The organism is Ruegeria sp. O5 (assembly GCF_056535105.1).
Genome location: NZ_JBQERN010000009.1, coordinates 105577 through 119402, shown reverse-complemented (window position 1 = coordinate 119402; position 13826 = coordinate 105577). Strand labels below are relative to the sequence as shown.

Annotated in this window: 9 protein-coding genes; 4 read left to right on the top strand and 5 right to left on the bottom strand. The window is 57.5% G+C overall.

Features of this window, described 5'->3' with window-relative positions; all coding sequences use genetic code 11:
- The first annotated feature begins 266 nt into the window (after positions 1-266).
- Positions 267-2648 carry a mechanosensitive ion channel domain-containing protein gene (locus tag ACR0M3_RS12950; protein WP_480911185.1) on the top strand — a complete coding sequence of 794 codons (2382 nt, stop codon included), beginning with the start codon at positions 267-269 and terminating at the stop codon, positions 2646-2648.
- A gap of 58 nt (positions 2649-2706) precedes the next feature.
- Here ACR0M3_RS12950 and ACR0M3_RS12945 read toward each other — a convergent pair whose 3' ends face one another.
- From ACR0M3_RS12945 to ACR0M3_RS12925, 5 genes are read right to left on the bottom strand one after another with little or no spacing between them, the layout of a single operon-like run.
- On the bottom strand, positions 2707-4062 hold the full coding sequence (locus ACR0M3_RS12945; RefSeq protein ID WP_480911183.1) for a CoA transferase: 1356 nt from the start codon (positions 4060-4062) through the stop codon (positions 2707-2709).
- On the bottom strand, positions 4059-5213 hold the full coding sequence (locus ACR0M3_RS12940) for an ABC transporter permease (protein ID WP_480484049.1): 1155 nt from the start codon (positions 5211-5213) through the stop codon (positions 4059-4061). The genes ACR0M3_RS12945 and ACR0M3_RS12940 overlap by 4 nt, the downstream gene beginning before the upstream one ends.
- Positions 5210-6238, bottom strand: a complete 1029-nt coding sequence (locus ACR0M3_RS12935; protein ID WP_267363792.1) for an ABC transporter permease — start codon at positions 6236-6238, stop codon at positions 5210-5212. The genes ACR0M3_RS12940 and ACR0M3_RS12935 overlap by 4 nt, the downstream gene beginning before the upstream one ends.
- A 14-nt stretch (positions 6239-6252) precedes the next feature.
- Entirely contained in the window at positions 6253-8166 is a 1914-nt protein-coding gene (locus ACR0M3_RS12930; protein ID WP_480911180.1) for an ABC transporter substrate-binding protein, read from the bottom strand.
- A complete protein-coding gene (locus tag ACR0M3_RS12925) occupies positions 8159-9931 on the bottom strand; it encodes an ABC transporter ATP-binding protein (RefSeq protein WP_480488302.1) in 1773 nt (590 codons plus the stop codon). The genes ACR0M3_RS12930 and ACR0M3_RS12925 overlap by 8 nt, the downstream gene beginning before the upstream one ends.
- Positions 9932-10164: 233 nt before the next feature.
- On the opposite strand from ACR0M3_RS12925, the gene ACR0M3_RS12920 reads away from it, so the two are divergent.
- The 3 genes from ACR0M3_RS12920 (at position 10165) to ACR0M3_RS12910 (ending at position 13824) form a co-directional block, all read left to right on the top strand.
- Positions 10165-10662 carry a class I SAM-dependent methyltransferase gene (locus ACR0M3_RS12920; RefSeq protein ID WP_480538644.1) on the top strand — a complete coding sequence of 166 codons (498 nt, stop codon included), beginning with the start codon at positions 10165-10167 and terminating at the stop codon, positions 10660-10662.
- 19 nt (positions 10663-10681) lie between these two features.
- Positions 10682-11311 carry a glutathione S-transferase family protein gene (locus tag ACR0M3_RS12915; RefSeq protein WP_480911177.1) on the top strand — a complete coding sequence of 210 codons (630 nt, stop codon included), beginning with the start codon at positions 10682-10684 and terminating at the stop codon, positions 11309-11311.
- 110 nt (positions 11312-11421) lie between these two features.
- Positions 11422-13824 carry a GcvT family protein gene (locus ACR0M3_RS12910; RefSeq protein WP_480911175.1) on the top strand — a complete coding sequence of 801 codons (2403 nt, stop codon included), beginning with the start codon at positions 11422-11424 and terminating at the stop codon, positions 13822-13824.
- The last annotated feature ends 2 nt before the right edge of the window (positions 13825-13826 follow it).

The window sequence follows — 13826 nt, the reverse complement described above, 5'->3', positions numbered from 1 at the left end:
GGCAACAGCGTATTGACTGTTTCGCGACATATCGCACCACCGCCAGACAAGATCGCCTAATGAGAACGATGAAGACAATCGAGGCCGACCAGAAACCTTTGCTCGGTCATATTCAATTATTGAAAGATTGAAAACACCTGCGCTCATCAGAGTGCGCCAAGAACACGTCCAAACACGATATTGAGACGGTTCGATGCGAGTATTTGAACTGCTTGAAACGCTTCTGTAATCTGACCAATATCGGCAAAAACTGGATGCACGACCCAATGCGAAATAACTTTCTGGCCGCATTTTTTTTGGCGTTTTGGGCCATTTTCCTGAGCATTTCCACTGGTGCATTGGCGCAGTCATCTTTGATTCCCGGATATCCTTCAGGGTCGGGCACTTCGTCCGAGGCCGACAAGGAAAGTGATCTGGCCGCTGCAATCCGCGCGGCCAGCGATGCGGGCGCAAGTGTCATTGTCATCGACAGTGCCGGTCAGGTTGTGACAACGGCAGGCGGAAAGGATGCAGGTTCGGGGGGCGCAGACAGCGATTCGAGCAACCCAATGGGTGACGGTTCGCAACTGATGAAGGCGCAAGAGCGGTTCTCGAAGTTCCGTGAGTCGATGCAATCGAGGCTCGAGGCGCTGCCCTATTCTATTTTTGAAGTACAATACATCCTGCGCCAGACCAGCCCGGATGGCCGAATCCAGACCTATGTCGAGGTGTTGGGCTGGAATATCCTGTTCCTGTTACTTGGGCGGTGGCTGTCGATCGAGATTTACGGGAAACGGTTCGCGCGCCGCTGGGTGGTGGCGCGGATCAAGGACGAACCACAGGGTTATCGGGAAAAGATGCCGTTCCTGCTGTTCCGGTTCCTGATGGGGATCGGTGCTACGGTCTTTGCAATGATCATGGCTTTGATCGTCGGGTATCTGATCTTTGGCGAGGCCGAGGATATCTCGGTCCAGTTCACGATCACCGCCATCTTTACGGCTTTTTTCCTGTCGCGCACGGTGTCGGACCTGTGGCGCATGGTCCTGTCGCCTTATCTGAGCCAATATCGATTACCGCCCTTTTCGGACAAGAATGCGCGCAGGCTGTACATCTGGGCGTCCGTGCTGGCGACCTATGATATTTCGGTCGTCCTGTTTTCTACCTGGGTCGCTGATTTTGGACTGAACTACAACGTCTACGCCATGGTGTATGGCGGTCTGACGATGCTGGGCGCGCTGGGCAATATTCTGATGATCCTGTTCAACGCCCGTGCCATCTCGAACGCGATCCGGGGTGGGCGGGCATCCGAACAGGTGTCTTGGCTGCTGCGGTTTGTGTCATTTGGCTGGGCGCCGGCATTGATCATCTATGTCGTGTTCAGCTGGTTCCGTCTGGCTGTTGATCTGGCGCTGGAGCATCCGACGCCGCTGCCGTTGATTGCAAGCAGCTATCTAATCTTCATGTCCGTGGTCATAGCCTATGGTGCAATGAACTATCTGCTGGAGCGATATTTCGACCGCTCGCGCATGATTAGCGAAATAAACGGGGAAGCCGCGGCAGCGGATGAAGGCGCCGGGGCGGCGGATATACCCGAGGCTGAACAGCCGAAGCAGCATCTTCTGACTTATGAAGACCTGGCCCGCCGGGTAGCCGGAATTCTGGCTTTCGTGCTCGGGGCTTATGCGCTTGTCGTGATATGGTACCCGAACGCGGACTGGAGCGAGGATCTGCCGGTAGAACGTGCGCTGGATGTGATGGTCGTCCTGTTTATCGGGTACATCCTGTTTCATTTCTTTCGGATCTGGATCGACAGCAAGATCGCTGAAGAATCCGACGATGGCACCGAGGTTGAACTGGGCGACGAAGGCGGTGAAGGCGGGCAAAGCCGTCTGGCAACGCTGTTGCCACTTTTCCGGGGCGCAATTCTGGCTGTTGTCGTGGTCACGATCGTACTAATTGTCCTGATGGAACTGGGTATCAATGTCAGCCCGTTGTTTGCGGGTGCCGGTGTGGTTGGTTTGGCCGTGGGGTTCGGGTCACAAACGCTGGTGCGCGACATTTTTTCCGGCGCATTCTTCCTGCTGGATGATGCGTTCCGGAAAGGGGAATATATCGACATTGGGGATGTGAAAGGGACGGTCGAGAAAATCTCGGTCAGGTCCATGCAACTGCGTCACCATCTGGGTGCGCTGAACACCATTCCCTTTGGCGAGATCAAAGTGCTGACCAACTACTCGCGCGATTGGGTGATCATGAAGCTGCCGCTGCGCGTGACCTATGACACCGATGTCGAGAAGGTTCGTAAATTGATCAAGAAACTGGGTCAGGAGTTGTTGGCCGATCCCGTAATCGGAGACAATTTCATCCAACCGCTGAAGTCACAGGGCGTGATCGAGATGCAGGATTCAGCGATGATCATCCGGGTCAAGTTCATGACGAAACCCGGCGACCAGTGGCTGGTTCGCAAAAAGGTCTATCAGGACATTCGCGAGCTGTTCGCGCGAGAGGGGATCAAGTTTGCGCATCGCGAGGTCACTGTAAGATTGGCAGATGGCAAAGAGGCGGAAGACCTGACGCAAAAACAGCGTGAGGCCGTGACAGGGGCTGTTCAGGCCGCAATTGACGAGGACTATCTGGACGATATCGGGCCGGATGGCGACGACCGGTAGAGAGTCCCGCCGCCGCCTTGTGTTGAGTCTCGGATGAGGTGCCCCCGAAAGCGTGAGGTCAGTTGGAAACGAAGGGCCAGACCGGGTCAGATGTGCCCAGTTTCGACGCCGGTAAATCCCATTGCAGCACAGTTTCACCGAGACTGAGGGCTGATCTGAGGCGGTGCCCTGGTCCCCAGCCCGAGGCTTCTGTTGCAGGGGAGTAATCCGTGGGCGTCGGAGTAATGGTCTCTGCCTCGACGTCGTCTTTGCCGAGAACCGCCAAAAGCTCGGCGGTGCGGGCAAGGGACAGATGCGCATGCATGATGGAATTGCCCGACGCGGCTTCGGCCAGAGCAGAAAGAACGGCGGCGGCCATCAGGTAGCCGGTTGCGTGGTCCAAAGCTTGTACCGGCAATGGCGTCGGTTTGTCGGCGTCAGCCCATCCCATGCCCGCATGCGCAATTCCTGCGCTCATCTGGACAAGGCTGTCAAACCCGCGCCGGGTCGACCAGGGGCCTTGCCAGCCATAGGCATTCAGCGTCACCTCGACCCTGTTCGGAGCCAGTTCATCGCGCTTGGCGCGCGTCAGGCCAAGCGCATCCAAAGCGCCGGGCCGGTACCCGTGTACGAACACATCCGCTTGGGGCAGAAGTTCTTGCAGCCGTTCCATGCCATTGGTCGATTTCAGATCGAGATAGGCGCAGTGTTTTCCAAGTGAAATGTCGGGGATCACACCGGGTTCGTCCCAACCGGGCGGATCGATCCGCAGAACCTCGGCCCCGAAACCGGCCAATGTGCGGGTGGATACCGGACCTGCCAGAACGCGTGTAAGGTCAAGAACCCGCAGCCCGGCAAGAGGTCTTGCAGGAGTTGCCTGCGGTCTCTCGCGCAGCTTGACGTACCGGGGGCCTTGCCAGCCAATCAACGGGTCGCGCGATACAGCGCGGCCCTGCGGATGTTCAAGCCACTCGGTCCGGCTGCGCATGGCAGCGGCCACGCCGCCTTCGGCCACAATATCGGTTTCCAAATCGGATATGGCCCGGGTTCTGACGGTTTTTGCCACAGCTTCACGCTCTGGCGGGGTGCCGAGAACCTTCATCGCTGCTGCGCGATGGCGCGGAAGGTTGGTGTGCAGCCTAATCCAGCCATCTGAGGCCCTGTAGTCCCCCGCGACCGCATCCCAAAGGTTTGGCATTTCCCAGCCATCGGGCTTGAAGGAATAGCCGAACCACAACGATGCCAGCCGGTGGTCGATGGCGATCTCGGGTGCTTTCTGGGTCAGGTTCAGCGCCTGCATAAAGCGGGCCATCTCTTGCCCAACGGCTGCAAAGCTGGCTGTCGCCAGTTCGGAGACGGCAAAAGCACTTGGCAGAGCGCCTGTGCCGACCTTGCGATATCGGTCGACGGCGGGAAGGGTGGCAAGAAGGCTCATTGCTGATAAGGGTCAAGGCTGTCGCGCAACCCGTCACCCAGAAAGTTGAAAGCCAGTACGATCACGATGATCGGAAGCATCGGGATTGCCGTCCAGGGGTAGATCTCAATCGATGCGAGGTTTTGCGCGTCATTCAGCATCACACCCCAACTGACCGCTGGTGCACGAAGGCCCAGGCCAAGAAAGCTAAGCGCCGTTTCCCCAAGTATCATTGCCGGGATCGACAGGGTGGCTGATGCAATCAAATGAGACATGAAATTTGGCAACAAGTGCTTACGGATCACCCGGCCCGAGCTTGCACCCATCATTTCTGCCGCACGAACGTATTCTTCCTCGCGTAGTGACAGGAACTTTGCACGAACTGAACGCGCCAGTCCTGGCCAGTCGAGGATGCCGAGGATGATCGAAATGATGAAGAATACGGCAACCGGGCTCCAGTTCGATGGCACGGCGGCAGACAGTGCCAGCCACAGCGGCAATTCCGGCAGCGAACGCAGAATTTCGATGACCCGGTTGATGACCCAGTCGATGCGGCCACCGAAATAGCCGGCCATCGAACCGAACAGGATACCCAGAAAGAATGATACCGAAATACCGATCAGCCCCACGGTCAGCGACAGCTGCGCCCCATAGAGGATGCGGCTGAAGATATCGCGACCCAGCCTGTCGGACCCCCAGAGGAACAAGGTGGCACCATCCGGCGCGCAGAAAAGATGCCTGTCTGTCTTGATAAGACCCGCAAGTCGATATTCGGACCCTTCACAGAAGAACCGGATCGGGCGCGGGTCGTCAGTGTCAGGGACGAACTTCCACTGGAAGGTTTCCAGATCCGCCTCGGCGACGATTGGAAAAACATGGGGGCCGATAAAAGCGCCTTCGTAAAACCAGTTCACCGATTGCGGTGGCGCATACAGATGCTCTCCGTTCCGGTCATTCGGGCCATACGGCGCGATGAAACCGGCAAATGGGAGCATCAGGTAGCACATTAGCAGGAAGATGCCCGAGATCAGGCCCAGCTTATGCGTGCGGAACTTGCGCCAGACCAATACCCAGTTGGGGGCATCCAGATCGGCGCGTTCCAATTGCTGTATCGACGCCTGCGGATCAAACGGCGCGTCATCGACGTAGCGGTTGTCAGGAGTATCGGTCATGCTTCGCGCCCCTCATATCGTATGCGGGGATCCAGCATCACCAGCAGAATATCCGAGATCATCGTGCCGATAAGCGTCAGCAGCGCGACAAACATCAGGATAAACGCGGACAGGAATTGGTCCTGCGTTTTCAGTGCTGTCAGCAAAGTCGGCCCGATGGTTTGCAAGCCCAGAACGACTGACACCAGAACCGATCCCGACACCATAGATGGCAGAAGGTTACCGATATCCGCAACGAACGGGTTGAATGCCACGCGCAACGGATATTTCGTCAGCATCCGCGACGGCGCCATACCTTTGGCAATGGCCGTTTCCACATAGGGTTTCCCCAGTTCATCGAGCATATTTGCCCGCAGGCGCTGCATCATCGCCGATGCGCCCGAGGTTCCGATGACAAAAGTCGGAACGATCAGGTGGATGAGAATAGATTTCATCTTGTCCCAACTCAGCGGCTGACCTTCGAATTGCGGATCCATCAGGCCGCCGATAGGCAGGTTGAAATACCGATGCCCGTAGTAGAATAGGATCAGGGCCAACAAAAAGTTGGGTGTCGCTAGCCCCAGATAACCCACAAAGGCCGAGGTATAATCAATCCATGTCCGTGATCGCGCCGCAGCAATAACACCCAGGGGAAGAGCAACGGCATAAACAAACAGGATCGCGGCCAGGTTGACGACGACCGTCAGCCAAAGCGTGTCGCCCACGATTTCAGATACAGGCCGGTCGAACTCAAATGACCAGCCGTAATTACCTTGGATCAGACCCGAAAATCCGTGCGGTCCCGGCCAGAAGCCCACCCAGATCAGGTACTGTTCCCACATCGGGCGATCCAGAGCGTACTCGGCGCGCAGAAACTCGGCCTTGGCGACACCTGCTGACTGGCCCGAGGCCTGAAGCTCGGCAATCTGGTTGCTCAGGTAATCACCGGGCGGCAGGTTGATGATTATGAAAATCAGGACCGAGACCACCAACAATGTCAGCAGCATCGTGAAAAAGCGATACACCGCATAGCGCAGCATGACCATTTAGCTGCTCCTGCTTAGTCGGCGAAAAAGAACTCGTCCGGGCGGTGAACGCCAAAATGCGCACCGGGCTCCCATGCCCACATGGCCTGTTCCGGCACATTGCGCAGACGGTTCGACACGACAATGGGTTGGGGTGCTCCGTTCAGGATACCGATGGCAAAAAGCTGGTCGGCGTGGATTCTCAGCATCTCAGTCCAGACTTCCTTGCGTTCGTCATCGGTAGTTGCGACCTCCCAGTCATGGGCCAGTTGCATCAGGCGTTCTGCTTCGGGCATGTCGGGGGCTTCCCCGGCTTCACCACCTGTCTGATAAAACTGGCCCCATTTTGGCCAGGCCAGGAAGACCTGATCGGTGGGTGCCAGATACGCCGGGGACGTGTGCGCCTGCGGGATACCGTCATCCCACCCATACCAGACCGATGCCATCGAGTTACCTGCAAACACCCGGTTGCGCAGGATATCGCGATCCAACGGGCGCATGACCAGCTTGACCCCGATCTCGCGCCAGGTGTCAGTAACGATCTGAAGGGCGTTTTCAACCTCTTGCCGCTCGCCAGCGGTTTCGATCACCAGCTCCATAGGGCGCCCGTCCGGTAGCAGGCGAATACCGTTCTTGTCGCGCTGGGTCAGGCCGACCTCATCCAACAACGCATTGGCCTGGCCGACATCGTAACCGGCCCATGCGGTGGCATTCTTCTCATCATAAAAGGGCGAGGCAGGCAGAACCGACATTGCGCCGGGATGCGCTAGCTTGAAATACAAAGCTTGGTTGATTGTCTCGCGGTCGATGGCAAGGGACAGGGCGCGCCGCACACGGACGTCACGCAACACATCGCGCCAGACGTCATCCTCGAAATTGAGGTTCGGATAGATCGCGATTTGCGACGCAACGCCGGTTTTCCACAGCAATGTCTTGTAGTCGCCTTGCGCTTCGCCTTTTTTCAGGATCGAAGCGTCGCGGAAATCCAGACCCCGGCCTTGCAGGTCGCTTTCCCCTGCATTGGTTTTGGCAGCGACCAGACCGGGGGCAACGATCTCCATCTCGACCACATCGATATAGGGCAGTTGAACCCCTTTGCTGTCGATACGGTGGTAATAGGGGTTACGTACGAAATTGTGGCGGATTTTCTTGCCGGAACTTGCGTTCAGCCACGGTTGCAACGTGGGCAATTCGTGATTGTCGAACTTGTACAGGTTGTCGAGCTTGTTGTGCAGCGCGGCCCAGCTTTTGACGCGGGCATCGTCGACCAGAAAGGCAAGTTCCTCGGGGTCGGCATATTTCTCGTGATATCGTTTCAGGAAAGCTGCTGGGCGATAGATAAAGGGCGGTCGTGCCTGAGCCAGCGATTGTAGAAAACCCGGGTTAGGGTCTTCCCATTCGAAAATCACCGTGGTTTCATCCGGGAAGGTAACGGTGGGTGATTTGCCTTCGACAATCAGAAAATCCGGCGGGCCTGACGGGCTGAGCAATTTGTTGTTGGCAACGTCTTCCCACCAATAGCGGAAATCTTCCGACGTAAACGGAGAACCGTCTGACCATTTGTGCCCTTCGCGCAGTTTCAGGGTGAACTTGCGGCCGTCTTCGTTTTCAAACGATGCCAGCAAATCGGGGATAATCTCGTAGTTCTGGTCGAAACCGACCAGCCGCGCATAGCCATAGACAACCATCTGGCGGATATCTTTGGACCGCGTGATCATGGTGCGCAGGGTGCCGCCTTGTTTGCCGAACTCGCGACCCTTTGCTGCCAGATCTACAATCAGCGGGTCCGCTGGCAGGCGCTCCTGAACGGGTGGCAGATTGCCCGCTTCTACTTCCGCGTTCCAGAACGCGCTTTCCTGCGGCGTCGGAATTGTCTCTGCCGTGGCGGGCAGCATCCCGATGAGCGCCAGCGAAGCGGCCAGGATCAGGGGGCGAGTGGTCTTAAACATGGCAACGTACCTTATGGCCCGGTTCCAATTCCACCAATGAGGGTATCACGGTGTCCGAGAAACGAAAGGCTTCATCCCAACTGTCCGGCGCGCCGGCGCCCAAGGAAACCACTTGCAGGTCGATCGGGCGATTGATGTCGGGTTCGGGTTGAGCGGCAATCAGCGCTTTGGTGTAGGGGTGGCGCGGATTGTAGAAAAGAGTTTCGGGGGGTGCTTGCTCGACGATCAGGCCGCGACGCATCACGGCAACTTCGTCGGCGATCCGCGCGACCACAGCCAGATCGTGCGAGATGAACAGATAGGACAGGTTCAGGCTGTCCTGTAGATTTTCCAGCAGGGTCAGAATCTGCTCTTGTACAGATACGTCCAGCGCCGAGGTGGGTTCGTCACACACGATGAGCTGTGGATCGAGCATCATGGCGCGGGCTATCGACAGACGTTGCCGCTGGCCCCCCGAAAAGGCGTGTGGATAGCGTTTCAGCATGTCGGCTGTCAGGCCGACGCGCTGCAACATCTCGGCGGCCTTGTCGCGCTGCTCGGCCGTTGTTCCGATACGGTGAATTTCCAGCGGCTCGGTCATCGCGTCCTGAATGCGCATCCGCGGGCTGAGCGAGCTGTAGGGATCCTGAAACACCATCTGCGCATTGCGCTGAAACGCCGTGCGCTGGGCGCGGGTCATGTTGTGCACTGTGATGGGATCGGCATTCGGCACGGTGCGAAACAGGACTTCTCCGCCGGGATCGGGCAGTTCTGCACCCAATGCAATCCGCGCGGCTGTTGTTTTACCTGATCCGCTTTCACCGACAATGGCCAGCGTCTTGCCGCGTGCCAAATTCAGATCTACCCCTTTGCACGCATAGATTTCCTTGTCGGCCTGCCACCCTTTGCTGGACCGCATCGTGTAGGTTTTGGAGACACCCTTCATCTGAAGGATCAGATCGTCGTCCGGCATCGGTATACCCACAGCATCCTGATCTGGAATTTCCGGTGCAGCATCAAACAGTTGTTTGGTATATGGATGTGCGGGGGAGGTCAGGATTGGTGCGGCCGAGCCAGCCTCCATGATGCGGCCCTTGTGCATGACCACAACCTGTTCGGCCATGTTGGCGACCACGCCCAGATCATGGGTCACCAGAATAAGCGCCATGCCGGTCTCGCGCTGCAATTCCTTGATCAGCCCCAGAACCTGCGCCTGAGTGGTCACATCCAGCGCGGTGGTTGGCTCATCCGCGATCAGCAACTCGGGTTTGGATACCATGGCCATCGCAATCATGGCGCGTTGGCGCATTCCGCCCGACAGTTCGAACGGGTAGGAGTCATAGGCGCGCTGCGGATCTGGAAAGCCCACGCGCTCGAACTGCGTCAGGACCTTTTTGCGCGCCTCAGACTCAGATAGCCCGCGATGCAGCCACAGGACTTCACTGACCTGATTCCCAATCTTGTGCAGAGGTGACAGAGATCGCATAGGTTCCTGAAAGATCATCGAAACGCGATTGCCACGAATGCCGCGCATTTCTCGCTCGCTGACCGCTGTCAGGTTACATGTGCCCTTGGAATCATTCAAAGTTATAGTGCCGCTGCGTATCTGCGCCGTTCGCGGCAGAATCCGCAAGACGGCCCGGCACGTGATGGTTTTACCCGATCCCGATTCACCGACCAGCGCCAAGGTTTCTCCTGGTTTGACATCGAAATTCACATCCGTGACCACGGAACTTCCCGCACCAAAGCCGATGCTGAGGTCTCTGACAGACAACAACGCTCTCATGCAGGTTTTCCAACCGTTTGGCCGCTTGGTGACATCGGTCGTTTCAACTCCCCGTGATTTTTTCGTCAGTGTCGCGCGGTTCCGCCTGTCTAGTCAAACCCGTTCTTGGGCTGAAATGTCGCGAAAATGTGAAACTTTGGGCTTCGTCGCTACACAAAGTCTTGAGAATTTGTCATCTAAGGCGGCGTCGGGGGCACCTATGCTTTCGATTGGTATCAAGGAGATATTTGCCAGTGTCCGAGAATCAAAGCCGTCTGGACTTGTTTATCGATCGTATGGTGTCGCAGCGCGCCTGCCTGGATCACGCGATTGCGCAAACGGCAGGCATGGCTGGCCCGGTGTTTGAACTGGGTCTGGGCAATGGGCGCACCTATCATCATCTTGTGCAGCATATCGATGGACGCCCTGTCTTTGTGTTCGAACGCGCGGTGGCTTCGCACCCTGATTCAACCCCGCCCGAGGATCGGGTGATCTTGGGGGATGTGCGCGAGACGCTGCCAGCGGCGGTCGACAGGTTTGGACCGACAGCAAGCCTGATTCATGCAGACCTTGGGGGGCATAATCGCGAAAAGAACGACATCTTTGCGCGGCTTGTTTCCCCGTTTATCGAGCCCTTGCTGGCGCGGGGTGGATTAATGGTATCAAGCGACCGGATGTATTTCGAGGCGCTGGAGGAAATGCCGTTGCCCGAGGGTGCCGTCGAAGGGCGCTGTTTCATCTATCGGCGCTGACCAGAGAGAAGGGGCCTGCATGATATTCTACGATTGCTCTACGGCCCCAAACCCGCGCCGTGCCCGCATGTTTATCGCGGAAAAAGGGTTGGACATCGAAACGCACGAAATCTCGATTGCTGAGGGCGCGCAGTTGAGCACTGAGTTTCGTGCAGTGAACCCCCGGGCTACAATCCCGGTTCTGGTAACGGATGAAGGCGCAGTCCTGACCGAAAATCTTGGCATCGCCGCGTATCTTGAAGCGCGTTTCCCCGAGCCGTCCTTAATGGGCCGTACCGCTGATGAAAAAGGGTTGGTCTTGATGTGGAACGCAATTGCCGAGCAGCAGGGTGGTGCGCCCATCGCTGAGGCTTTGCGCAACAGCCACCCGGCGTTCAAAGACCGTGCCATTCCCGGCACGGTAAATCATGCGCAGATCCCCGAACTGGCGCAGCGTGGGCGCGAGCGGGGTGCGTCGTTTTTTGAACTGCTGGAGGCGCGGCTGAAGCAAAGCGCGTATGTTGCGGGCGATGAATTCACTCTGGCGGATATATCCACTTTTGTTTTTGTCGATTTCGCGCGCGTCATTAAGATGCGGATACCGGACGGCAATACGAACACGCAGGTTTGGTTTGAAAGCGTGAAAACCCGCCCAAGCGCCCAGCTTTAGGTTTGCAAAGCATTCGGCAGAGTTCTCGCATTCCGTACTGTACATAAATGTCTAGACAGAACTGAACAGTGCCACTAGCGTCTTCCCAGATTCTGTTCAGGGAGGTCGGGATGAAATCCCAATATCGCGTAGTGGTCATTGGTGGGGGCGTCGTTGGTGCTTCGGTTCTGTATCATCTGGCCAAATTCGGCTGGTCGGATGTGGTCATGCTGGAGAGGCGGCGGCTGGCATCGGGATCGTCATGGCACGCAGCGGGCGGCATCCATGCCCTGAACGCGGATCCGAACATGGCCTCGTTGCAGGCCTACACAATTGACCTACTGAGTGAGATCGAAAAAGAATCGGGCCAGAATATCGGTTTGCACATGACCGGTGGTCTGACGCTGGCCGGTACGCCTGAACGCTGGGAGTGGTTGCAGGCCAATTACCGCATCTTCCAGTCAATCGGCATTGATGATTGCGAGCTGCTGACCCCGCAAGAGGCACGGAGACGCTGCCCAATCATGTCAACCGACGGTGTTTTGGGCGCGATGTGGGCGGATCGCGAAGGGTATATCGATACGACAGGCACAGTTCAGGCTTATGCGACTGCGGCCAGGAAACGTGGTGCCGAATATTATGAGGAAACCAAGGTCGAAGAGCTGATCCAGACGGCAGATGGCTGGCAGGTGGTGACCGATAAGGGCACGATCACCTGTGAACATGTGGTCAACGCGGCCGGGCTCTGGGCCAAGCAGGTTGGGCGCATGGCCGGGGTAGAGCTGCCAGTCTCGCCGTTGAAGCATCACTATCTGATCACGGACACGGTGCCAGAAGTTGCGCAGGCGGATTTCGAGATGCCGATGACCGTGGACCTCGAAGGATTCACTTATATGCGGCAGGACCAGAAGGGTGTTCTGGTGGGAATCTACGAGGTCGATCATGAACACTGGGCGATGGACGGAGCGCCGTGGAACTATGGCGAGGAACTGTTTCAGGAACAGCTTGACCGGATCGAGAACGAACTGACATTGGGCTTTGAGCGGTATCCGTCGATCCAGAACGTGGGCATCAAGACATGGGTCAATGGTGCGTTTACGTTCTCACCGGATGGTAACCCGCTGGTTGGTCCGGTTCCGGGCAAACGGGGATATTGGACGGCCTGTGCTGTGATGGCGGGCTTCCTGCAAGGTGGGGGTGTTGGCAAAACGCTGGCCGAATGGATGATCCATGGCGAGCCCGAAGCGGATGCCTGGCCGATGGATGTGGCGCGCTATGGTGATTTCGCACAGAACAAGCGGTATATCCGTGAAACCACTGGCCAGTTCTATTCGCGCCGCTTCGTGATGACCTATCCGAACGAGCAACTGCCTGCGGGTCGCCCGCTGAAGATGGCCCCGGCGCATGACGCGATGACCGAGGCCGGTTGCAAATGGGGTGTCAGCTGGGATCTGGAGGTGCCGCTGTATTTCGCACCCAAAGGGTTTGAGGAAACGCCAACGCTCAAACGTTCGAACGCGCACGACATCGTGGCCGCTGAATGCAGAACCATCCGCGAGGGCGTGGGCCTGATGGATATCACGGGCTTTTCCCGCTTTGAGGTTTCCGGCCCAAATGCTGAAGCATGGCTGGATAACGTTATGGCGTCGAAACTACCCGCCCCGGGTCGTGCCAAGCTGGCACCGATGCTGGGCGAGGACGGGCGGCTCAAAGGCGATCTGACCGTGTTGAACTGGGGCGACGGGACATGGTGGATCATGGGCAGCTATTACCTGCGCGCGTGGCATATGCGATGGTTCAACGATCATATGATGGAAGGGGTCACCGTCCGTGACTTGGGAGAGGAGTATTGCGGGTTCGCCGTGGTTGGACCGAAATCGCAGGTGGTGGTCGAGAAACTGGCCGAACAGGATATCTCGGGCCTGAAATTCATGGGCTGCGGTGATTTCGATATCGGCCTCGTCCGTGCCCGCGTGGCTCGTATGTCGGTGACCGGCGAAAAAGGGTATGAAATCAACTGCCGCTATGGCGATCACATCAAACTGCGCCGCATTTTGCTGGAAGCTGGTGCAGAAGAGGGAATCCGCGAGTGCGGTTTCAATGCGATGCTGTCAACGCGGCTTGAGAAGAGCTTTGGCATCTGGTCGGCAGAGTTCACGCAGGCTTACACACCCGGTATGACCGGCATGGATCGCTGGATCGACTGGGACAAGGATTTCGTCGGCAAGGAGGCCGCTTTGGCCGAACGGGATGGCAATGGCCCGGCGCAGGTACAGGTAACACTGGAAATCGATGCGTTGGACGCCGACGCCAGCGGGTATGAACCGGTCTGGGCCGGCGGCGAACGCGTTGGTTTTGTGACCTCAGGCGGTTATGGGCACCACATCGGCAAGTCGTTGGCGATGGCCTTGATTGACCGTGACAAGGTGGACCCGGGTACGGAACTGTCTGTCCATGTGGTGGGTGTGGAATGTCCGGCGCGGGTAATTGCACCGTCGCCCTACGACCCTCAGGGCAAAGCGATGCGGGGCTGATC

What these genes read in the sequence shown, in the direction of transcription:
- ACR0M3_RS12945 (WP_480911183.1), bottom strand. Translation starts at nt 4,062, where the DNA reads ATGAGCCTTCTTGCCACCCTTCCCGCCGTCGACCGATATCGCAAGGTC.
- ACR0M3_RS12930 (WP_480911180.1), bottom strand. Translation starts at nt 8,166, where the DNA reads ATGTTTAAGACCACTCGCCCCCTGATCCTGGCCGCTTCGCTGGCGCTC.
- ACR0M3_RS12935 (WP_267363792.1), bottom strand. Translation starts at nt 6,238, where the DNA reads ATGGTCATGCTGCGCTATGCGGTGTATCGCTTTTTCACGATGCTGCTG.
- ACR0M3_RS12950 (WP_480911185.1), top strand. Translation starts at nt 267, where the DNA reads ATGCGAAATAACTTTCTGGCCGCATTTTTTTTGGCGTTTTGGGCCATT.
- ACR0M3_RS12910 (WP_480911175.1), top strand. Translation starts at nt 11,422, where the DNA reads ATGAAATCCCAATATCGCGTAGTGGTCATTGGTGGGGGCGTCGTTGGT.
- ACR0M3_RS12940 (WP_480484049.1), bottom strand. Translation starts at nt 5,213, where the DNA reads ATGACCGATACTCCTGACAACCGCTACGTCGATGACGCGCCGTTTGAT.
- ACR0M3_RS12915 (WP_480911177.1), top strand. Translation starts at nt 10,682, where the DNA reads ATGATATTCTACGATTGCTCTACGGCCCCAAACCCGCGCCGTGCCCGC.
- ACR0M3_RS12925 (WP_480488302.1), bottom strand. Translation starts at nt 9,931, where the DNA reads ATGAGAGCGTTGTTGTCTGTCAGAGACCTCAGCATCGGCTTTGGTGCG.